Source organism: Paenibacillus donghaensis, from assembly GCF_002192415.1.
In the GTDB taxonomy this organism is placed as follows: Bacteria; Bacillota; Bacilli; order Paenibacillales; family Paenibacillaceae; genus Paenibacillus_AQ; species Paenibacillus_AQ donghaensis.
The window spans coordinates 1,701,254-1,726,610 of record NZ_CP021780.1; the positions used below are offsets into that span (position 1 = coordinate 1,701,254).

The window sequence follows — 25,357 nt, forward strand, 5'->3', positions numbered from 1 at the left end:
GTTAAACCAGCAAGGGGGTCTTTACATGAAACTATTGCGTAAAGTAATGACGGCAAGTGACGAATTCTCCGGTGAGAAACAATATTGGGAACAGCAGCTGGCGGAGGATTTTGAAACAGGCGCTTTTCCTTATGATTATATTCAACAGCAGGAGGGAGAACTCCGGTATGAGACGTTCAACTTCCAGCTGGGCCAAGCAACTTCTTCCAAATTAATTACGATCAGCAACCATTCACACAAACGGCTGTTTGTTATCCTGCTGGCAGCCGTAAGATGTCTTCATTATAAGTATACCGCTGCTGAATTAGTATCCATCGGCACATCTATCTATAGGCAGGGCATGGATGCGGAGTTTGTTAACACAAGGCTGCCACTTATAGATCAAATCGATGGGCAATGGTTGTTTAAAGACTATCTGCTTAAGGTTAGAGAGACGATTCAGAATGCCTATCAGAATGCAAATTATCCAGTGGAATACTTGCTGGAGAATCTGAAAGGCGGCTGTTCCGAATTGTTTGATACCTCGGTGCTGCTGCTTAATATTCATGACAGAAGTTATATCGGGGATGCGAATTCAAACCTTATATTCGCCTTTCTTGAAGATGAGGGATCAATTACCTGTCAGTTGGAATACAATGGTCACTTGTACAAAAATCAGACGATCCAACGTCTTAGCGAGCATATGCTCCGTCTTTTTGAGGCGATTTCCGATAACATTCAAATCCGTATTGCAGATCTGGATCTACTATCTTTGGAAGAGAAACAGCAAATTCTGGTGGAATTTAATTTAACTGAAGCCAGCTACCGGAAAGAGATAACAATTCACAGCCTGTTCGAGGAGCAGGTTGAGCTTACACCGGACCATATTGCTGTAGTTTCCGGCAATGAAGCCGTGTCTTACAAGGAATTGAACAACAGGGCTAATCAATTAGCGCGCATGTTGCGCAGCAAGGGTGTGGGGCCGGATCATATTGTGGCCATCATGGTCGAACGTTCGATCCACATGATCGTCGGGATCTTTGCCATTTTGAAGGCAGGTGGCGCTTATTTGCCGATAGACCCTAATTATCCTGCCGAGCGAAAGCAATACATATTATCAGACAGCCGGGCGAATCTGCTGCTTGCTTACCGGGCTGGGTCTATACCTGCCGACTTTCAGGGCGAAGTGATCCAGCTTGAAGACCTGTCTTTATCCGGAATGGGAGAACAAAATCTGGGCCCGTTCAATAATTCCACAGATCTGTGTTACCTGATTTATACTTCCGGTTCGACGGGAAGGCCAAAAGGTACGATGATTGAGCACCATTCCGTTATTAACCGGTTAAATTGGATGCAGAAGCAATATCCATTAACGGAGACTGACGTTATTCTGCAGAAGACTCCGTTTACTTTCGATGTTTCGGTGTGGGAATTGTTCTGGTGGTCTTTTACAGGTTCAAGTGTATGCATGCTCCAACCGGATGGGGAGAAAGATCCGTCCATCATCGCTGACACAATCAGCAAGCATAAAATAACGACAGCACATTTTGTCCCGTCCATGCTTTCTCCGTTTTTGGAATATGTGGAAAGCCATACCTGTGTGGATAAACTGAATACGTTAAGACAGGTGTTTGCAAGCGGAGAGGCTCTAAACTTTGTCCAGGTCCAGAGGTTCAACCAGTTGTGGAATGCATCCTTGGCAATCAAGCTGCATAATCTTTACGGTCCTACAGAAGCGTGTATTGACGTCTCTTATTTTGATTGCTCAGAGAGCACCTTGTACACCAGAGTACCCATTGGCAAGCCCATTGATAATACGAGGCTTTACGTCATGAACGGTTTGAAGCTTCAACCGGTAGGGCTTCCCGGAGAACTATGTATCTCCGGTGATGGACTGGCAAGGGGGTATCTGAATCGCCCTGAACTGACGAAGGAGAAGTTTATTCCGAATCCATTTCTTGACGGGGAGAGACTGTACAGGACAGGAGATTTGGTGAAATGGCTGCCAGACGGAAATCTTGAGTATGTGGGCCGAATGGATGATCAGGTTAAGATACGGGGAAACAGAATTGAACTCGCAGAAATAGAAGCGGTCCTTCTGAAAGTACCACAGATCAAGGAAGCAGCTGTTGTCGTCAGAGAGGATAAAGATTCCACCAAGTCATTATGCGCCTATTTCACAGCGCCGGTTCAACTAACAGCAATGGAGTTGAGAGGTTCCCTTGAAGTGATGCTGCCTGACTATATGATTCCTTCCTATTTCGTGCAATTGAACAAGCTACCGGTTAACAACAACGGTAAGCTGGACCGCAAAGCACTGCCGGAGCTGGAATCCTATATCGTTACAGGTGGGATTTATGAGGCTCCCCGGAATGCTATAGAACAACAGCTTGTTCAAGCCTGGGTCCAAGTCCTTAGAATGGAGAAGATCGGAATCAATGATAGTTTTCTTGCTTTAGGTGGAGATTCCATAAAAGCAATGAAGATGATGTCGATTCTACACGACTATCATCTGAAGCTGGAAATGAAGGATTTGTTTCAATACCCAACAATTAAAGAATTAAGCTCCTATATTACAATCCCGATGAGAACTATAGATCAAGGTCCGGTGGAAGGTATCGTGAAGCTTACCCCTATACAAAGATGGTTCTTTGCACGGCAATCGGCAAATAAGAGTCACTTTAACCAATCCCTTCTTCTTTACCGGAAAGAGGGAATTGACGTTGAAGCAGCTGAACAAGCAATGAAACAATTGCTCCGGCATCATGATGCGCTCCGTATGACCTATACATATGAAACTGGAAGATGGCAGCAATATAACAAAAAATTCGACGAAGATCTAATGACGCTGAAAACCATTGATCTCTGCGGGCATACCGATTACCCGTCTGAAATGAATGAAGAAGCTCACGGAGTCCAATCTGGGCTATCGATTCAGAATGGGCTGTTAGTGAAGCTATGTTTATTTAGAACAGACATTGGGGATTTCCTGCTCATCGTTATTCACCATCTGGTGGTTGACGGTGTTTCCTGGAGAATCATCCTTGAGGATTTCGCTTCCGGTTATGAACAATTTCTGCAGCAACAGGAGATTAAGCTTCCAAGTAAAACAGATTCTTATCAGGAATGGTCATCTTCTCTGGAAAAGTACGCACATAGTGAGGAGCTTGAGAAGGAAGCAGCTTATTGGGAGAGTGTAATAGGTTTCAGCGGTACTCAGCTGCCTAAAGATGGAATTCCAATAAGCAACTTTCAGTCGGATCAGAGTTCCGTTGCTGTCCAACTGAGCCGACCTGAAACGGACAAGCTGTTTAGAACGGCGCAACGAACATACGGGTTGGAATACAACGATGTTTTACTAACTGCTCTAGGGCTTGCCTTAAGGGATTGGACAGGGGACTGCCATTCGCTCATTGATCTGGAGGGCCACGGAAGAGAACAAGTTTGTGAGACCACGGAGATTTCAAGAACAGTCGGATGGTTTACGTCATTATTTCCTGTTCTCTTGCAGGTATCAGAGGATGGGGACATCGAAAAGAGCCTGTCAGCTGTTAAGATTATGTTGAAGCAAGTGCCGAACAGAGGCATTGGATATGGCATTCTGAAATATTTGAGCCCTGAATCTGAATCGGGATTAAGATTTGATGCCAAGCCGGATATTTGCTTTAATTTCTTCGGGCAGCTTGACACGGAGCTGCATTCAAGTGGATTCAGCATCTCGGATCTGCCGGCCGGACAACTGATTGATCCTGAAGCCAAGCGGTTGTATGCCCTTGATATGAACGCTGTCATATTGGAAGGCCAACTGAAGTTGCTTGTAGGCTACAACAGGGCGGAATTCACTCAGATAACCATTGAGCATTTTGCAGATCATATCATCAGTTATCTGAAGAGAATTTCCGATCATTGTGAAGCCGTGCAAGAGCTCTCTGCCGCACAGGGAGAGTTGGAGAATGAAGGTTCTGCCTCCATTTACCACAGGGCTGTGCTTAACCCTGAGGATATCGGCATACCTTTTCCTTTAACGGATGTTCAGATGGCCTATTTGATGGGTAGGGATACTCACTTCGAAATGGGTGGCATTTCAACACATTCCTATATGGAAATTGAAACGAAGCTCGATATCAAACGGCTGGAGCGCAGCCTCCAGAAAACAATCCAGAGACATCCCATGCTCCGGGCAGTAATACATCCTGACGGCCAGCAGCAGATTCTTGAATCAGTTCCGGATTATGTAATACAAGTGAAGGATATCAGCGGTCTTCATACAGACATCCAGCACGAGTGCATGGTGGAAGAACGGGAGCGCATGTCCCATTATATATTTAAGACGGATGAATGGCCATTGTTTGAACTGAAGGCTTATAAGCTCTCCGAGGATAGGAGTTATCTTTTTTTTGGACGTGATTTATTAATTGCCGATGCAGCGAGCATGCAGATCATCGGCAAGGATCTCATTGAATGGTATATCAATCCTGAGGCTGAACTGAAACAGTTGGAGTTCACCTTTCGGGATTACATTCTGGCCCATAGTGCATTCAAGAATTCCGAAGCCTATGCCATAGACAGAAAATACTGGCTCGACAAGCTTGAACATTTTCCCCAGGCGCCTGAGTTGCCAATGAAAAAACTAGCGGAGGCCTTCGAACCGCATTTCACAAGGTTCAGCAGCAGCATCACTAAGTCTGATTGGGACAAGCTGAAGGCAAAATCCAGACAGCATAATATTACTCCATCCGCATTGATCTGTACGGCTTACGCACGAGTGTTATCGTATTGGAGCAATCAGTCTGATCTAGCTGTCAATCTTACCGTATTCAACCGTTACCCCTTTCACATGGAGGTTAATGAGCTTGTCGGCGATTTCACATCCGTTGTGTTGCTTGGGATGGAGCTTAACCCAGCGCACTCCTTCTGGGATAGCGCCAGGTATGTACAATCTATATTAATGGAAGCTCTAGAGCACAGGAATTATGACGGGATTGAATTGATCAGAGAATTCTCCAGATACAACAATCTTGGTACCAAAGCAGCAATGCCTATCGTATTCACAAGCTTATTGTTTGGCGATATGAATGGAAATGCGGATCACTTCAAGCAACTTGGCGAATTGAAGCTTGGGATTGGTCAAACGTCGCAGGTCTTCATCGATAATCAGGCCATGGAGCTCGATGGGAATCTTGAACTGTGGTTTGAGTTTGTGGATGAGCTGTTTGAGAGCAATGTGATTAAGTCCATTTTTGACCAGTACACCGGCGTATTGATGGGTTTGATAAATTCGGATGCTGAGTACAAGTTATGTCCGCCTGAATCTGATAAGGATCTCATTCTAACCTACAATCGCACAGCAGAGAATATAGAGCCGGATACATTGAACGGAATGTTTGCCAAACAAGTGGCCTTGACGCCTGACCAGATTGCTGTGATCTCGGGGGAGGTCAGCTTGACTTATCACGAACTGCATAGAAGAAGCAATAAGGTAGCGAATTATTTGAAACGCCAGGGAATTGGGAGGGACGACCGGATTGGCTTGTTAGCTGAACGTTGTATTCCTGCAATTGTGAATATGCTGGGAATTTTGAAGACCGGAGCGGCTTATGTACCCATCGACCCTGAGTATCCTGAAGAACGCAAGAATTATATCCGAACCAACAGCGGCTGCAGAGCCATACTGGGGCCAGAACTGTATGCAGATCACAACCTTGCAGTTGAAAGTGCTGAGTTTAATTCAGTTCATCATACGAAGGATATAGCTTACATCATATACACTTCAGGAAGTACCGGAAAACCCAAAGGTGTTGTCATTTCCCACGCTGCTGTCTCCAATACTATATTGGACATGAACCGCAAATTTGCGGTTACGGAAAGAGATACTTTTATAGGACTTTCTTCTATGTGTTTTGATCTCTCGGTTTATGATGTGTTTGGAGCATTGAGTACCGGAGCAACTCTTGTCATGGTTTCCGATCAGAGAGATACCGGCTTACTGTGGGATATGATGGATAGACATGATATTACGATCTGGAATTCCGTACCGGCAATCATGGATATGATGGTGGACAATCTGGAAGAACCCCTGGGAAGTACAGGGTTAAGGCTCGTACTTCTTAGCGGAGACCGGATTTCTCTGACCTTGCCAGGCAGGATCAAAACTGTTTTTGCGAATGCAGAGGTTGTTAGCCTTGGGGGGGCAACAGAGGTATCGATATGGTCGATTTATTACCCGATTAAGCAGGTGAGTGATGCTTGGAGAACTATACCATACGGCATGCCGCTAGCGAACCAGAGCTTGTATGTACTGAATTTTACTATGGAGCTGTGTCCGGTTGGTGTACCGGGAGAGCTGTATATTGGCGGAGTTGGACTTGCTGAAGGATATGATAATGACAAGGACAAAACCAGACATGCGTTTATTCCTCATCCTGCACTGGGCAGCTTGTATCGTACAGGTGATTATGGAATGCTTCACCGTGAAGGCTGGATCGAATTCCTCGGCAGACAGGATAATCAGGTTAAAATAAATGGCTATCGGATCGAATGCGATGAAATTGAGCGTAGTCTTATCAAACATCCAGCCGTAAAACAAGCAGCAGTAATCGACCGTATGGATGCGCACGGCCATAAGTATTTATGCACATACTACAGTGCGAACACATCGCTTGGATCATCCGAGCTAAAGCTGCATTTAGCTAAAGAACTTCCTCAATATATGATTCCTTCCAGTTATGTGTGGATGAATCGGATTCCGCTTACACCCAATGGCAAGGTTGATCGGAGATCTCTTCCAGAGCCTGAGGCACAGGATTATACGGATACTCAATATATTTCCCCAAGGAATGCAACAGAAGCTGAAGTTGCGGACATAGCTAAGGATTTACTCGGTTTGGAGAAGGTTAGCGTAACAGATAACTTCTTTGAGCTTGGTGGGGATTCCCTTCAGGCCCAGAACTTTATCAACAGAATCAATCGTAAGATGGGTGTGAGAATTCCTATTGTTACTCTCTTTAGAGAGCCGACTATCGAACAGATTAGTGAAACAATCCTGAATGGGAACCCAAGCCTCAAGGTTGTGGAGGCTGCCCCAACGACTCATGAGGCATCGGAAATGACATATTATTGGTCACCGGTAGCTCATTGGAGCCGCAGTGAACATGCAATCGACATTGAAATGTATTCATATCAGGGGATTGCCTTAGATTTATTCCCAACACTGTATTTCATCGCGCAGAAAGGAACCACAGTTAACGAAATTCTGCAGGAGTTCTCTGACTTGCATCCCGGAGATATCCGGAAATTCTTGAACGAATTGATTCAAAAGCGGGTGCTTGTGGACAAGATGCTGTCTTATCATGAAGTTTCGTATGTGCAGAGCAAATTTTTTAAGAATCCGTATGGAGAAGAATTGCTCTATGATGACGCAGCGTACCATGATTTCAAAGTCAAGCAATTGAACAGGGGCATTTCCAAAACCGGAGCGAACAAAATTTTGCTTCATAGAACCTATGAATTGCCTTCATACATGAGTGAAAGACGTTCATACAGAGTATTTGATGAGAGCAGGAATATTCCTTTTGCGGATTTTTCCCAGATGCTGTCTGTATTTATGCAGCAGCGGGTTCAAGGGGAGATCACCTATTATTACGCCAGTGCCGGAGGACTCTATTCAATTGATATCTTCGTTTATGTGAAGAAGAACAGGATTGAGGGAGTGAAGATGGGATTGTATTACTACAGTCCAATCGACAACAGCCTGCAGATTGTCAATGATCAGGATGAACTACCTGTAGATACCCACTATCACACTAATAAGGCGATCTATAAATCCTCTGCATTCTCAATATTTATGATCTATAACGCGGGTGTGAACATGCCTAAGTATGGATCCTTGGGTTATTTCTATGGCTGTATCGATACAGGAATCATGGTATCTTCACTGACACAGTCCGCTGAATTAGTAGATATCGGGTTATGTTCGATAGGCGACCTGGATTTCAAGAAGATAGAGAAGCTGTTCTCCTTGAATGAGAATCAAACCTTTCTTCACACGATTGAAGGAGGGTTGAAGCCTGCATCCAAGGCAACACTGATACCGTATCAACAAGAGCTTTATCCGTTATCCTCGGCCCAGAAACGATTGTTTCTGTTGCAGTTTATGCAGCCGCAGAGTATAGGATATAATATCCAGGATATCAAGATTATAGATGGGAAGCTTGATCTGGACAGAATCGAAGATACATTTGTGAGGCTGATAGATCGGCATGAGTCACTTCGCACTTCCTTTGAGACAGTTGATGGAGAGCCGATGCAGAGAATATGGCCATCGGTCGGCTTCAAAGTGGATTACTTTGAAGCAATGGACCAGGATTTGAATGGGTTGGTCAAGCAAATGGTCAAGCCCTTTGACTTGAACAGAGCGCCGTTGTTCCGGGTAGGGATTGTTTGCATCGGCAAAGACCGGCACATGCTTTTTCTGGATGTCCATCACATCATCTCAGATGGTACTTCGGCAGGCATCTTGATGAAGGATTTTCTCGCGCTTTTCTCGGGTACTGAACTACCGGAGCTGAAAATCCAGTATAAAGATTACTCCGTCTGGCACAACACATTTATACAGTCGGACGAGGTTGGACAGCAGGAGGAATTCTGGCTGAATTGCTTCTCAGGCACCCTACCTGTGCTGAATTTGCCGACAGATTATAAGAGGCCAGAAATGCAAAGTTATGAGGGAAATGTGGTCAAATTCAATGTGGACGAATGGGGAACGCAGAATCTAAAGGGATTAGCGGCTGAAACAGGCTCCACCCTGTACATAGTCCTGCTTGCCGCCTTTTATATTCTGCTCTCCAAATATTCGGTCCAGGAAGATATTATCGTAGGAACACCGATCGCGGGTCGGCTTCATAGTGATTTCGAGGACACCATAGGAATGTTCTCTAACATGATAGCGCTAAGAAACTATCCAGAGGGTCACAAGACATTCTCGGAGTTTCTGGAAGAGGTCAAGCAGAACTCATTACTTGCCTATGAGAATCAGAGTTACCCCTTCGAGGAGCTTGTCAATAAGCTGGGAATCAAAAGAGATGTGAGCAGAAACCCATTATTCAATACCGTATTTGTCCTTCAGAACGCTTACATCCCGCCTTTGCAGTACGATAACTTCAAAATAATGGATTTTGCTTACAAGGACAGATCCGCTCTGTTCGACATCCTGCTCGAAGCCTATGAGCAATCCGGGCAACTATTCTTCAATTTCTACTATTGTGTGCAATTGTTCACAGAGGATTCGGTCAATAGGATGGCGCAGGATTATTTGAAAATCGTTGCGAGCATCATGGGAAATCAAGACAGGAAACTCTCCGAGATTGAAATTCTGGATACTAGCTTTAAAAAAACTTCCGCATTAAAGCAAAATATCAGCTTCAATTTCTAATAGGGAGGAGCACGAATACTAGATGGATAAAGTGACCAGAAATATTGTGATGTCCAGCGAAGCCTATCAGACAGAGAGACATTATTGGATGAACAAACTGCAAGGAGATTTGGTTATGGCAGGGATTCCTGCCGATAGCCTGTGTTCAAGCATAGAATCCAAGGGTAGTTCAAGCTTCACAAGAGAAATTTCAGGTGGGGATTTCGAGCGAATCATGAAAATAGGCAACAGCTCGGAGCTGGGAGTCTATCTGATTCTACTGACTGCCTTGAAGAGTCTCTTCGTGATTTACAATAACCATGAAGATGTGTTGGTTGGAATGCCCGTCTTCAAAGCAGACCCGCTAGAAAGCCGAATGAATCGTCTGCTTCCCCTAAGAAGCCATTTGAGTAGAAATTTCACCTTAAAGGAATTATTGAATGATGTGAACCACGTCGTGATGGAAGCGGACGAGCATAAGCATTTCCCGATGGACGGTGTAGCAGAGCTGTTGGCGATCCAAACAGCGGATGGTTTGTTTCCGGAATTTAGAACGGTCGTGTTGCTCGACGGTTTTCATGATTCTATTAACGCCTGCAATAACAGTGCGGAACTGGTCGTTTCCTTCTATATAGGCGACAGTAGTATTGCTGTAAAGATGGAATACAGGATTCCTAAGCTGAATGAGAGCAAGGTGTCGGCATTTGCCGAGCATTTCTTCAATCTGCTGCACAATTGGATCGAAAGTCCAGAGACTAGGCTATGTGAGATAGAATACTTGTCATTGGAAGAAAAGAACAAACTATTATTTGCGTGGAATGATACGGATGCTGAGTACTGCGGGGACAAGACGCTACATCAGCTCTTTGAAGAGCAAGCGGACCGGACACCGCATCATATCGCCATCCAATACCAAAACAAAAGGGTTACCTACAAACAACTGGATGAACAGGCCAATGTATATGCCAATTACTTGCTTCAGGAGCATGATCTTACTCCGGGTACCTTGGTAGGGGTTATGCTCGATAAGTCGGATGAGCTTATAGCCGTCACACTCGGTATCTTGAAAGCCGGAGGAGCTTATGTCCCGATGGATCCGGAATACCCTGAAGAGCGTCTGAAGATGATTATTGAGGATGCTGGGATGCATCTGATTATTTCCGGCAAGAGATACATTAAGACCCTAAATAAGCTCCAGTGGGAGTGTAACAATTTCAAAGCCTTCTTATGTGTTGACACTCATAATGTTATGCAGGAAGAAGAAAATGAAAAAAATGAACTAATGGGCGAAGAGGTGTGGAAGTACGTCGGTTTGAATGCGAAGGACGATATTGAAGGCGGAGCCTGGACAAGCAGCTACACGGGAGGGAATCTGTCAAAAGAAGACATGGAAGAGTACACGAATAATATTGAATGCAAGCTTAAGCCGTATTTGAATTCGACTACAAGAGTTTTGGAGATCGGATGCGCTTCGGGTCTTAGTATGTATCCACTGGCACCGCAGGTCGGTTGGTATTACGGTACGGATCTGTCCGAGGTCATTATAGGCAAGAACAGGGAGCGAGTACAGAAGGAGGGTATTGGCAATATCAAGCTGGCATGTATTCCCGCCCATGACATCGATAAACTGGAAGAAGCAGATTTCGACGTAGTGATTCTAAACAGTGTCGTTCAATGCTTCCATGGACACAATTACTTCAAGAATGTAATTTCAAAATGTCTCGGCATGCTTCGCAACCAGGGGATACTGTTTATCGGTGATGTTATGGATCAGGAGCGTAAAGCAGATTTGCTGAAATCTCTTGTGGAGTTTAAACAAGCTCATGAGGACAAGAACTACAGAACGAAGACAGACTGGTCTGTGGAGCTTTTTCTATCTCCAGGTTTTTTTGAAGATTTGAGAGCCGATTTCACGGAAATAACCGCTATTCAGATTTCTGACAAGATCCACACGATAACTAATGAACTGACTGCATTCCGATATGACGCCATTATCCATGTTGACAAGTCTGGAACATCACAAACGCTCCAACCGAAGCTTAAGCTTCAACACGGGCTTCAAGAGCTGAACCGATATCGAAATGACCGGTTTCATTCTCAGGTCAGCCCGAACAGTCTTGCCTATATTATTTATACATCCGGTACTACCGGGAAACCGAAAGGAGCTATGATTGAACACCGCAACGTGGTAAGGCTTATGTCTAACAGCAGAATGCCCTTTGAATTTAACGAAGAGGATGTTTGGACTATGTTCCACTCCTACTCTTTTGATTTCTCGGTATGGGAAATGTATGGTGCTTTATTATACGGCGGCAAGCTAATCGTGATTCCGAAACCAATCGCACAGGATACAAGCGGTTTCTTGACTTTGTTGAAGCAAAACAAAGTTACGGTATTGAATCAAACTCCCTCTGCATTCTACAGATTGATCGAGCAAGATTTGGAGTCTGGCGGAAGCGGGCTTAACCTGCGCTACGTTATATTCGGCGGTGAAGCACTGAGACCGGGAGTGCTGTCTGACTGGCAGAGGAAATACAGTCATACTAAGCTGATCAATATGTACGGGATCACAGAAACCACAGTGCATGCAACGTATAAGGAGATTGGCCTCTCTGAAATTCAAACGAACTGCAGCAACATCGGCAAGCCGATCCCTACTTTAAAGGCTTACGTCATGAGTGACAACATGAGATTACTTCCAGCAGGTATAGTAGGGGAACTCTGTATAGGCGGGGATGGTGTGTGTAGAGGATACTTGAACAGGCCTGCCCAGACCCTGGATAAATTTGTTGACAACCCGTATCAACCCGGTCAGCGTCTTTACAGGTCCGGCGACTTGGCCAAGCTGCTCCCTAACGGGGAATTAGAGTACTGTGGAAGAATGGATCAGCAGGTCAAAATTCGTGGACACCGGATTGAACTTAGCGAAGTAGAGCATATTCTGCACATGCATGAAGAAATTAAAGAAGCCGTAGTCGTGGCCCATTCGGACAACCACCAAGAGAATATGTTATGTGCTTATTATGTTTCGGAAATACCTTTAACAGTTCATGATTTGAAGCTATATCTCTCTACAATGCTGCCCGAGTATGCGATTCCTTCGTACTTTGTTCAGATGGACTATATCCCCTTAACCTATAACGGAAAAGTGAACAAGAGGGGGTTGCCGAATCCGCTGAACAATATCAATACAGGGATCGAGTATCTGGGAGCAACGAATGAAACCGAAGAGACATTAATAGAGGTATGGAAGCAAGTTCTGAAGGTTGATACAATCGGGATTCTGGACAATTTCTTTGAATTAGGCGGTCATTCCCTAAAAGCAACTATTCTTATTTCTATGATCCACAAAGTGTTTGATGTTGAAGTGCCGCTTGCTGCTATCTTCAAGAATCAGACGCTTAAGGAGCTGGCAGTATTCATTGAACTCAGCAAAAAGAGCCGGTTCGCAGCTATTGAGCAGGCGGAGAAGAAGGATAGCTACGAATTATCTGCTGCTCAGAAGAGGCTGTATGTGTTAAGTCAATTGGACCAGGGGGGAGTGGGCTATAATATTCCTGTGGTTATGACGATTGAGGGCACGCTGGACAGTGAACTGCTGAAATCTTGCATCGAGGGGATCGTTGGCAGACATGAAGTATTTAGGACGTCTTTCATATTGGCGGATGGAGAACCTGTCCAGAGAATTCATACCGATACGCTAGTGGACATTCAAACTTTCTCATCTTCAGAGGATCGGGTGGAATCAATTATCCGTGATTTTATCCAGCCGTTTGATCTAACGGTAGCACCGCTTCTTAGGGTCGGGCTTATTGAAGTATGTGAACAAAAATACATTCTCATATTTGATATGCATCATATTATTGCAGATGGAACTTCAATAGGAATACTTATGAGAGATTTCGTGAGTGCCTATGAAGGCAGCGCAAGTCAGTCGTTGCGGATTCAATATAAAGACTATTCGGAGTGGCAGAATAATTGGTTCCGGTCAGAGGCTTTTCAGAGACAGGAACAATATTGGATGCAGCAATTTTTAGGTGAATTGCCTCTGCTTAATATGCCTGTGGATTATCCGCGTCCTTCAGTTCAGAGCTATGCGGGAGATGCGGTTACATTCGGGTTGTCGAAGGAACTGACTCAGCAGCTGAATGAATTGGCATCTGAATCAGGGGCTACCGTGTATATGATTCTGCTTGCAGCCTACAATATTCTTCTGCACAAATACACTGGACAAGAGGACATCATCGTTGGCTCTCCGGTAGCAGGACGGCAACATACCGATGTGCAGCACATGGTGGGAATGTTCGTGAATACTCTGGCGATAAGGAGCTTTCCTCGAGCAGGCCAAACGTTCAAACAGTTTCTGGAAGATGTGAAGCTTACATCACTTGATGCATTGGACAACCAGGATTATCCCTTTGAAGAACTGGTGGATAGACTGAACCTGAGCAGGGATCTGAGCAGGAATCCGTTATTCGACACCGTATTCTCCATGCTCAACATGGATGCTGCAGATGTAGAAATCGAAGGCCTAACATTTAAGCCTTATGAATTTGAGTACAAAATATCCAAGTTTGATCTGACCCTGCAAGCTGTAGAAGCAAAGGAAACGGGGTTAATAGAATTCCGTTTAGAGTACAACACAGATCTGTTTGCAAGAGAGAAAATGGATAGATTAGCCGTACATCTTGTCTACATTATCAAACAGCTTGTTAAGAACCCTGATGCCCGGCTTAGAGACATCGAATTGGCTACAGTAGAGGAACAGCAACAGATCCTATCTGTTTTTAATAACACTGGCATGGATTACCCGGCAGACCATACCATTCATGAGTTGTTCATGAGACAAGTCAATCAAACGCCTGATAATACTGCCCTGGTCTATGATAACCGCACGATGAGCTATAAGGAGTTGAATGACAAGTCCAATCAGGTGGCTGCAATTCTCAGGGGAAAAGGTGTAAGGACTGATTATATTGTTGCGTTAATAGCCGAGCCATCTTTTGAAATGATCATTGGTATGCTCGGTATCTTGAAGGCGGGCGGAGCCTATCTGCCCATTGACCCTGATTATCCTGTTGAAAGAACAAGCTATATGCTTCAGGACAGCGATTGTTGTCTTCTTCTTGGCAACAGCCATTTAGTGAAGCCTTATGAGAATCTTGCAGCAGTTGTTTGCCTAGATGACCCGATCATTGAGACAGTAGACGTTTCCGATGTTGGTTTGGATAATGCACCACAGGATCTGGCTTATGTGATCTATACGTCAGGCTCTACAGGAAATCCGAAAGGGGTTATGGTCGAGCATCGGGCGTTGGTTAATTTATGTTCTTGGCATATCGCTTATTATGCTGTGACAAGTACTGACCGAAGCACTAAATATGCCGGATTCGGATTCGATGCTTCTGTGTGGGAGATATTTCCGTATTTAATTTCCGGATCAGCTATTTATATCATAACTAAAGAAATTAGGCTTGATGTAGAACAACTAAACAGCTTCATGGAAGAACACGGTATTACCATCAGCTTCTTGCCTACACCTATCTGCGAGCAGTTCTTGAGGCTGGACAATAAATCCTTGAAGAAACTTCTTACAGGCGGTGATTATTTAAAATATGTGAAGAAGAAGAGCTACGAGCTCTTCAACAACTATGGTCCGACCGAAAATACGGTTGTAGCGACCAGTTTCAAAATTACAGAAGAATCAGAGAAAATCCCTGTGGGGAAGCCCATCAGCAACTGTCAAGCACTTATATTAGACAGCTGTAACAACCTTCTGCCCATTGGAGTGTCCGGTGAGTTGTGCATTTCCGGCACAGGTTTGGCTCGGGGATACGTGTGCAATGCCCCGCTGACAGAAGAGAAGTTTGTGCCCCATCCCTTTTTCCAGGGAGAACGAATGTACAGAACAGGTGACCTTGCCCGGTGGCTGCCCGATGGAAATATTGAATTTCTCGGAAGAATAGACCGCCAGGTGAAAATAAGAGGCCATCGGATTGAATTAGGTGAAGTGGAAGCTCAGCTTCTGCGTCATCCATCAGTTATTCAGACTGCTGTAACGGACAAGACTGATTCCAACGGGCATAAGGTATTATGTGCATACATTGTTTCGAATGAAGTCATGACAACCTCTGAACTGAGAACATTCTTAAGTGGCTCTCTTCCGGAATATGAGATTCCCTCCTATTTCATCACTGTGAAGGAGATTGCGCTCACAAGCAATGGAAAAGTAAACAGGGATGTATTGCCGGAACCCAAGGAAATGATGGATACAGGAACAGAATACATTGAGGCCCGAGATGACGTTGAAGAACGTTTGAAGGCAATTTGGCATGAACTTTTAGGTGTGGAGACTATTAGCATTAAGGATAACTTCTTTGAATTGGGCGGCCATTCCTTAAAAGCTACCAGCCTGGTGTCGAGGATAGCCAAAGAATTCAATGTACATCTTCCAATCAAAGAAGTATTCAGCAACCAGACCCTGGAGAACTTGGCGGTTGCCATTAAAGAAGCGAAACGGGCTGTTTTTCACTCAATTGTTCCGGCACAGGATAAAGAATTCTATCCGGTTTCGGCAGCCCAGAAACGGATATTCATTCTCAGCCAATTCAACAGTGAAGACTTGTTATACAACGTTCCAGGAACGCTCCTGATTGAAGGCGCCGTGAATCGGGAGCGAGTGGAACACGCTGTCAAGACATTGGTCAACAGACATGAAGCGTTCCGGACATCATTCGCGGTGGTTAACGGAGAACCTGTTCAAAAAGTACAACATGAAGCTGTCATAGAAATCCGTTTCCTGAAATCCACTGAGCAGCAGGTTGAGCAGCTCATCACAAGCTTCATCCAGCCTTTTAATTTAAGTCAGGCACCATTGCTGCGGGTTGGACTTGTGAGACTGTGCCATGACAGACATGTCCTGGTGTTCGACATGCACCACATCATCGCCGATGGAACCTCAATGGATATTCTCGTCCGAGAGTTCCTAAGCCTGTACCAAGCTCAGACACTGCCACCACTCCGCATTCATTATAAGGATTACTCAGATTGGCAGAACAGTTATCTCGCATCTGATGCACTCAGGAAGCTGAGAGCATACTGGAAGCAAATGTTTACGGATGACGTCCCTGTTCTTAATATGCCTACTGACTACCCGCGTCCAGCTGTCCAAAGCTTTGAGGGCGATACCATTGGACTGGAGTTGAGACCGAATTTGGTCGCAAAGCTGAGCACCCTGACAATGGGGACGGGGACGACTCTTTATATGGTGTTGCTTGCTGCTTACAATGTGATATTGGCGAAATATACCGGACAGGAAGACATTGTTGTCGGATCTCCGATTGCCGGCAGGCCCCATGCCGATTTGGAGAACATTGTCGGCATGTTTGTTAATACGCTTGCCTTGAGAAACTATCCGAATAATGGAAAAACCTTTAAGCAGTTTCTCATGGAGGTGAAGGACAGCTCATTACAAGCTTATGAGAATCAGGATTACCCGTTTGATGAGCTTGTTGATATGTTGAGTGTGAGAAGAGACTTAAGCAGAAACCCACTCTTCGATGTCATGTTTGCGATGCAGAGCGTTGACGTATACAGCACTGAACTTGATGGCGTCAGCATGAAGCCTTTCCCTGTGAACTTCAATGTCGCCAAATTCGACTTGACCTTAAATGTGCTTGAGACAAACGGTCGCATCCGGTTGACGATGGAATACTGCACTAAGCTGTTCAAACGGGAGACAGTAGAGAGACTGCTACACCACTATGAGTATATCCTTGATCAGGTTACGGAGAATGCATCTATCCGGCTCGAAGAGCTGGAGCTTCTGACCTTGGCCGATAGGAATCAACTGCTGCTGGATTGCAGAAAGCCTTGGGCCTGGGGTAACGGCAATAAGACGATCTGTCAATTGTTTGAGGAACAAGCGGCAAGAACGCCGGATCATATTGCCCTGGTCTTTGAGAATCAAACTATGACTTATCGGGAGCTGAATGAGAAAGCTAACGCATTAGCCAGAGGTTTGATCGGGCATGGGATACACTCCGAGGATATTGTTGCTATCCTTGTTGAACGCTCTCTGGATATGATGATCAGTATCATGGGAGTTCTGAAGTCAGGCGGAGCTTATCTTCCCATTGATCCCAACTATCCAGCGGACCGGATCAGCTATACCTTGGAGGACAGCTGCGCCAAACTGATTCTCACGCACAAAAATCTGCATCATGGGCTGGCCTATCCAGTGGATGTTCTTTATGTTGATGAATGTGAAACCTATCATTGGGACACAACCAATACCCATATTATGGGCAAGACTGAGAACCTTGCTTATGTTATCTATACCTCAGGGACTACAGGACGGCCAAAGGGAGCAATGATCGAGGATAGAAATGTGGTACAGCTGGTGATGGAGAACAATGAGCTGTTCCATTTTGGCGAAAAGGATACCTGGACCTTATTCCATTCTTACAGTTTTGATTTTTCCGTATGGGAAATGTACGGAGCTTTATTGTATGGAGGCAAGCTTGTTATTGTGCCTAAGTTCACCGCGCAGGATACTAAAGAGTTCTTGGATCTGTTAATCAAAGAGAAGGTGACGGTACTGAATCAGACACCTTCCGCATTCTATCGGTTAATGGAAGAGGAACTGAAGAGGACGGCGGCTGAACTCCAATTGCGCTGTGTGATTTTTGGGGGGGAAGCCTTAAAGGCCGGTCTCTTGAAAGAATGGAGCGACAGGTACTCCAACACGAAACTAATTAATATGTACGGTATTACGGAGACAACAGTGTTCGTGACGCATAAAGAAATAACTAAAGAGGATATATCCTCTACCCGAAATAATATCGGACGACCATTGCCTACCTACACAGCTTATATAGTAGACAGCAACTTGAGGCTCCAACCAAGGGGAGTTGCAGGAGAATTGCTGGTAGGCGGCAAAGGCGTGGGACGAGGCTACCTTAACCGTGGAGAACTGACCTCGCTAAAATTCATTGAGAACCCTTTTGAGCCGGGAGAAATGCTATATCGCTCTGGTGATATTGTCAGGCTGATTGCTGAAGGGGAACTGGAGTACCTGGGAAGAATCGACCATCAGGTGAAGATCAGAGGTTATCGAATTGAGCTGGGGGAAATTGAATCCCGACTTATTCAGCATGAGGCCATCAGCGAGGTTATACTCCTTCCATGGGAAGATAGTATGAATGGCGATTACTTATGTGCCTATATCGTAAGCGCCTGTGAGCTTTCGGTTGCTGAATTAAGAGCGTTTCTGGGGGCTGGTGTACCTGACTACATGATTCCTTCCTATTTCATCCGGATGGAGGAGCTTCCGCTAACGTCTAACGGCAAAGTAGATCGCAATAAGCTGCCGCAGCCTGTGGGGAATATGTTGTCATCCGGCTCTTATGTTGCTCCTGCTAACGATTCCGAAGCTAAGCTGGCTGAAATTTGGCAGGATATTCTGGATATTGAACATGTAGGCGTGACCGATAATTTCTTCGAGCTGGGTGGCCATTCACTGAAGGCAACCATCATCATGTTCAGGATTACACAGGAATTCCATGTTCAGGTGCCACTTAGGGAGTTCTTCAACAAGCAGATCGTTCGTGAGCTCTCCATGCTAATCGAAAGCCTGAAAACAAGCAGTTATCGGTCTATTCAGCCAGTGGAGCAAAAGGAATATTATCCTATGTCTTCTGCGCAAAAAAGATTGTATATTCTCGATCAAATGGAAGATATTAGGACTAGCTATAACATTCCTGCGGCAATGATCATCGAAGGTGAATTGGACAATGACAGGTTTGCAGAAGCCATTCAGGTCTTGATCAAGAGGCATGAAGCGTTCAGAACCGCCTTCATTCTGGTCGATAATCAGCCCCGGCAAATAATTGTTCCGTATGAAGATTTCGATATTGTATCGTTTGATTGTGGTGAGCATGATATGAATAAAGCCGTATTAAGCTTTATTCAGCCGTTTGATCTAACGAAACCCCCGTTAGTAAGAGTTGGTTTGGCGAAGCTCGCAAGGAACAAACATATAGTTCTTTTTGATATGCACCATATTATCTCGGATGGCACATCCCTGGGTATCATCATGTCCGATTTCCTTGCTTCTTACGAGGGCGGTATGTTGTCGGAGCTGAAGGTGCAATACAAGGATTTTGCAGAATGGCAGAATAACCAAGCGCATTCAGATGGCTTTAAAAAGCAGGAAAAATATTGGTTGCGCAGATTCTCCGATGAGCTGCCTGTTCTCAGAATGCCGACGGATTTCATCCGGCCTGTCAAGCAAAGCTTTGAGGGGGGCTCCATTTCATTTGATGTTTCTGCAATATTGACAGAGAGGCTGAATGCCTTGGCAGTAGAGACCGGAGCCACATTATATATGGTGCTTCTCGCAGTGTTTAATGTATTGCTGTCCAAATATTCAGGCCAAGAGGATATTATCGTCGGTTCACCGATAGCAGGACGGTCCCATAGTGATCTGTATAATGTTGTGGGTATGTTCGTCAATACCCTTGCCATGAGGAACTATCCGCAAGGTGAGAGGACATTCCTACAATTCCTTGAGGAAGTAAAGGAGAACTCGCTGCAAGCCTATGAGAATCAAGATTATCAATTCGAAGAGCTGATAGACAATCTGAATTTAGAAAGGGATATGAGCAGAAATCCGTTGTTTGATGTAGCTTTTGTATTACAGAATACGGATATGAAGGGACTGAAATCCGCTAGTCTCCAGGCATCCCTGTATAAATTTGAGAACATAACGGCTAAATTCGATATTTGGTTATGTGCTGTAGAGAACGATAGTAACCTGGAATTTATCATGGAGTATAGCTCTAAACTTTATAAGAGAGAAACCATAGAAAGAATGTCCAGACGGTTTATTAGTATTCTTCAACAAATTGTTACCGATAGGAACAGTAAGATTAATGAACTTGAGATGGTTACGAATGAAGAGATGCAGACAGTACTCCATGAGTTTAACAATGATGTTCCGGCCTATATCAAGGAGAGTACGATCCACCGGTTATTCGAAGAGCAGGTAGACCGGACGCCTGACCGCATTGCCGTAGTATTTGAAGGGAAAAGAGTGAGTTACGGCGAGCTTGACAGACGTGCAAACCGGTACGCCAACTACTTGAACAAAACCCATGGAATCGGACCAGATTCACTCGTTGGCGTGATGCTTGAGAAGACAGATGAGCTGATTGCCGTCACCCTAGGCATTTTAAAATCCGGAGGGGCGTATATTCCTATTGATCCGGAAGCACCGGAAGAAAGAATTAAATCCATTATTGAAGATGCAGGGTTAGCTTTGCTGATCTCTAGCAAGAAGAACATAAGGACGTTAAACAGGCTGCAGTGGGAAACCGAATGCCTACGTACATTTCTATGCGTTGATTCCACAGAGGTTCATAGTGAGAAGGAAGCGGAGAAAAACGATTTGATGCGTGAAGAAGTATGGAGGGTTGTTGGGCTAAATGCCAGTAATGATATTGAAGGCGGGGCTTGGACGAACAGTTATACAGGAAACAATCTGAGTGAAATGGAAATGGAGGAGTATTCCGACAATATCTATCAGAAGCTTAAGCCGTGTCTGAGGAAGGACACAAGAGTGTTAGAGATTGGATGCGCTTCCGGTTTGAGTATGTACAGAATCGCTCCAGAAGTTGGTTTATATTATGGGACCGACTTGTCTCAAGTAATTATCGAGAGAAATAAAGGTCGGGTTGCCGCCACAGGACTGAACAACATCAAGCTCTCCTGTCTGCCTGCCCATGATATCAATCAAATCGAAGAACGGGATTTCGATATTATTATCATCAACTCCGTTGTCCAATGTTTTCATGGTCATAACTATCTGAGGGATATCATAAACAAATCTATCAAGCTTATGAAACGTTCTGGCATACTTTTTATCGGCGATATCATGGACCAGGATAGTAAAGATGAACTTATTCGATCCATGTTGGAGTTCAAGCGCAGCTACCCAAATAGCAATTACAGGACCAAAACCGATTGGTCAGTGGAGTTGTTCTTATCCAGAGCCTTCTTTGAAGATCTGCAAACTGACATCATAAGCATCCAGGAGATCAGATTCTCGGATAAGATCCACACGATCAAGAATGAGTTAACCCAATACCGTTATGATGTTATGATCCTGGTCGATAACAATCCAGCACACGTAAACAGGGGAAGAAGCAAGCACAAAAATCAACATGGATTCAATGATGTTGCTCTATATGATTGCGAACGCATTCAAGCCAAGGCAATGCAAAATAATCTGGCCTACGTCATTTACACATCTGGTACAACAGGAAAACCGAAGGGGGCGATGATAGAGCATCAGAATGTGGTACAGCTTCTAAAGCATGACAACATGCGGTTTAACTTCAATGAAAATGATGTCTGGACCCTGTTCCACTCGTATTGTTTTGATTTTTCCGTGTGGGAGATGTATGGCGCGCTCTTGTACGGTGGCAAGCTTGTCGTCGTCCCCAAAGCTGTGGCACAGGATACTAAGGAGTTCCTATTGCTTATACAGGAAGAGAAGGTAACAGTGTTGAACCAGACGCCTTCCGCATTTTATCGATTAATGAATGAGGAAGCAAAGTTGTCTGAGGCGGAGCTGTGTTTGAGATATTTGATCTTCGGAGGCGAAGCTTTACAGGCCGGCATGTTGAAAAAATGGAAGGAACGTTATCCTCTTACCAAGCTAATTAATATGTATGGCATCACGGAGACAACGGTTCATGTTACGTACAAAGAAATCACGGATCAGGAAATTGAATCCGGCCGAAGCAATATTGGAAGACCCTTGCCCACAGTGACTGCTTATGTCATGAATGATGCCCTGAAGCTTCAACCCGTCGGTATTCCCGGGGAATTATGTGTGGGAGGAACAGGTGTCTCACGGGGGTACTTAAACAGAGCGGAATTAACTTACAGCAAGTTTATTCAGAATCCGTACAAGCCGGGTGAAAGACTCTATAGGTCTGGAGATATTGTAAGGCTGCTGCCTGACGGTGATTTGGAGTATTTGGGCAGAAAGGACCAGCAGGTGAAGATTCGGGGATACCGAATCGAGCGGGGAGAGATCGAGGCGTATCTGATCCAACATGAATCAATCAGCGAGGCCGTGGTAGTCGACCGACAAGATTCTAGTGGGGATATCTACTTATGTGCTTACCTGATCTCGGATAAGGAGTTGACTGTATTAGAAATTAGGGAGTTTTTGTCCAAAGAGTTGAACGATTACGCTATTCCTTCTTACTTTGTGAGACTGGATACGATTCCGTTAACAGCAAACGGCAAATTGAACAGGAAGGAATTTCCTGATCCCGTAATTAACCTAAATACAGGTGTTCAATATGTGGAGCCTGCAAGCGAGACGGAAATGGAGCTGGCGGCCATATGGCGAGATGTACTTGAGATTGTAAGTGTAGGCACTAATGATAATTTCTTCGAGCTGGGCGGACATTCGTTAAAGGCTGTACAAGTGATATCACTGATCATGGAACGGCTGAGCCTTCAACTGAAAGTAACTGATATATTCGCCAACCCAACCCTGAAGGAACTGGCAGATTATGTAGATCATTTAAGATACTACAGCGGAAAGTTGCCTATTGAGAAGTCCATGCTGCTCTTAAATGAGAAGAAGGATCGGCATATTTTTGCCTTTCCTCCGATTATTGGATATTCCATAGGGTTTCATCGTCTGGCACGAATAATTGACACCCATTCTTTCTATAGCTTTGATTATATTGAAAATAAAGGAAATTTAGAAATTTATGTGGAATTAATAATGAGTATTCAGCAAGAAGGCCCGTACGTGCTGTTAGGCTACTCAGCCGGAGGAAATCTGGCATATGAGGTTGCACGTAGACTTGAAGAGAAAGGACAATGCGTATCGGATATCATTCTAATGGATTCTTACATTGAAAAGCATGAGGAATTCTCCATGACCCATGGAGTTGTCGATGAGATGGTCTCTAAGTTTCTCTTGGATTACAGTGTTCAGAATAGCAGCAATATCAACATTGATCAGATAGTGAATGAGGTGCTGAAGCGTTCAGAAGGTTATGCACAATTTTATAACAGCTTAGAGCACGAGGGTGTTGTCCATTCCGAAATCCATGTGGTGAAATCCGACTCCAGTATCGGAATCGATTTGGAGGGGCAGTGGAACAACTACACCAGCAAGACTGTACAAACTTATCAGGGAACCGGACCGCATGCGGATATGATCTTCGCCCAATATTCCGATGCCAACGGCCGGTTAATCAAACGGATCTTAAACGAAGCGCTTTTGAGGTCCGGCAAGTTGGAGGAAGCACATGGGAGATAATATCGATTGCCTGTTTATCGGACATAACGAGATGAAATTTGAAGAATATGAAAAAATCATTAGAGCTATGAGTGTGAAATCCGGAGCGTATCGTGACCTGAACTTCAGTTTTATACAGAAAGATGGAAGGTTGTTCAATGCACCTGATTTATTTAACTATTATTATTACGAGAAGGGAGGGAGGAAAGATGACTTTGGCCCATTGAACCTGGGCAATTTATTCAGCAACGCGATTGCTTATTTGAGCAGCTACTTGCAGCGAAGAGGTCTAACTACAGATTATGTAAATTCGTTTCAGGTTGACAAGCAGTTATTGATCGAGAAGCTGAAGAATAATCACATTACAGCCATTGCCATTCCTACGACTCTTTACGTTTCCGGGTTTCCCGTACTTGAAATCATGAAGCTGATCAAACAATATAATCAGACAGCAAAAGTAATACTGGGAGGTCCGTTTATTGCAAACAATCTGTCGGGCAGCAACGAAACTGCCATCCAGTATATGCTGAAGTCCATCAATGCTGATTATTACATCAATTCAGCGCAAGGAGAGGAAACCCTATCTAAGGTTGTTGACGCGCTAAAACATAACAAGAATGTGAGCGATATCGAGAATGTCTTGTATAAAGACGGCAATGTCTATTCCTCTACATCGTTATCTTTGGAGGACAACAGGCTTGAGGAAAATATGATTAACTGGACCATGTTTTCCGACAGGCTGGGTAAAAGTGTGAGCGTTCGTACAGCCATATCCTGTCCCTTTTCCTGTTACTTCTGTGAGTATCCCGAAAGAGCGGGGAAATACCGCTATACAAGCGTGGAGTCGATAGAAAAGGAGCTTAATGCGATCAATGATCTGAAGCGGGTGACAAGTGTCAGTTTTATTGACGATACCTTTAACATACCGACTAAAAGATTCAAAGACATTCTTCGAATGATGATCAGAAACAAATACCCATTCAAATGGAACTCTTATTTTCGTTGCCAGTTCGCTGACCGGGAAATGGTAGAACTTATGAAGGAAAGCGGTTGCGAAGGTGTTATTCTGGGTATCGAATCCGGAAGCAATAAAATATTAAAGAATATGAACAAAGCTGCGACAGTGGAGCAATACAAGCAAGGGATAAGCTTGCTAAATGAATATGGTATCGTTTCAGAAGCTTCTTTTATTATTGGTTTTATCGGAGAAGATCAGGATACGTATCGTGAAACGGTACAATTTATTGAAGAATGCCGCCCTACGTTCTACCGGCCTCAGGTATGGTATTGTTCGACGCTTGCACCGATATGGGCTAATCGGGATAAGCATGGAATTAAAGGAGTCGGCTTCGAGTGGACACATCAGACAATGGACTCCAACACAGCATTTCATATGGTGCAGGACATGTTCTTGAACATTAAGAATTCCTTATGGATTCCCCAGTACAACTTTGATTTCCCGGGTGTGATTGGTCTAATGCAAAGAGGACTTAATCTAAAGCAGATTACCGAGTATATTAACTTGTTCAACGAAGGAGTTTCAGGAAAGTTGATCAACCCGGATCAAAAGGATATTGGGCCGCATATAATGGACAGGCTGGAGCAGTATTATAGAGAACTCTAGCAGACAAATAACC

General features: G+C 44.5%; 3 protein-coding genes. All 3 read left to right on the forward strand.

The genetic code is table 11. From position 1 onward, the window contains the following. The first annotated feature begins 25 nt into the window (after window positions 1-25). The 3 genes from B9T62_RS07080 to B9T62_RS07090 are packed head-to-tail and all read left to right on the forward strand — an operon-like array spanning window position 26 to window position 25,344. Window positions 26-9,409, forward strand: coding sequence for a non-ribosomal peptide synthetase (locus B9T62_RS07080; protein WP_087914618.1), 9,384 nt, complete (start codon window positions 26-28; stop codon window positions 9,407-9,409). 22 nt (window positions 9,410-9,431) lie between these two features. Next, window positions 9,432-23,741, forward strand: coding sequence for a non-ribosomal peptide synthetase (locus tag B9T62_RS07085; RefSeq protein ID WP_087914619.1), 14,310 nt, complete (start codon window positions 9,432-9,434; stop codon window positions 23,739-23,741). Then, on the forward strand, window positions 23,731-25,344 hold the full coding sequence (locus B9T62_RS07090; RefSeq protein WP_087914620.1) for a PhpK family radical SAM P-methyltransferase: 1,614 nt from the start codon (window positions 23,731-23,733) through the stop codon (window positions 25,342-25,344). The genes B9T62_RS07085 and B9T62_RS07090 overlap by 11 nt, the downstream gene beginning before the upstream one ends. Window positions 25,345-25,357 lie beyond the last annotated feature (13 nt).